The organism is Evtepia gabavorous, assembly GCF_003425665.1.
Taxonomy (GTDB): domain Bacteria; phylum Bacillota; class Clostridia; order Oscillospirales; family Oscillospiraceae; genus Evtepia; species Evtepia gabavorous.
In genome coordinates this window covers 1-412 of sequence record NZ_QQRQ01000065.1, presented here as the reverse complement: position 1 = coordinate 412, position 412 = coordinate 1, and the positions used below count along the sequence as shown (strand labels likewise).

At 43.0% G+C, this 412-nt stretch carries 1 protein-coding gene; it reads left to right on the top strand.

Annotated elements, in window-relative coordinates:
* On the top strand, positions 1-145 hold a 145-nt coding region (locus DV520_RS12085; RefSeq protein ID WP_148881891.1), incomplete at its 5' end, for a tyrosine-type recombinase/integrase.
* Positions 146-412 lie beyond the last annotated feature (267 nt).

The following is a 412-nucleotide window of genomic DNA, read 5'->3' as shown; positions in this document are numbered from 1 at the left end:
AGAAGGCGTAGATATTCGATATATTCAACGGTTGCTCGGGCATAGCTCCATTTTGACGACACAAATCTACACCCATGTGGCTGGTAAAAAACAGCGGGATATTCTATTAGAAAAACACCCCAGAAATAAAATACATTTTGCGTGACAAAGACGGGTATGCCATCGGTTTGGCATACCCGTCTTTGTTGTAGGAGTGAGGATAATCTCTTATTATCACTTATTGTGGCATCAAATAATTACTATCCTTTGTTACAAGCGGTAAAATAAGGTCTGATCAGACTGACAGGAGTGGGAGAAATATGGAACGCCAAAAATATGATGTTGCGGTTTCTTACGCCAGTGAACAGCGGCCTTATGTGGAGCGGTTCGTCGCACGGCTGCAGTCCCAAAAAATGCGTGTATACTATGACCG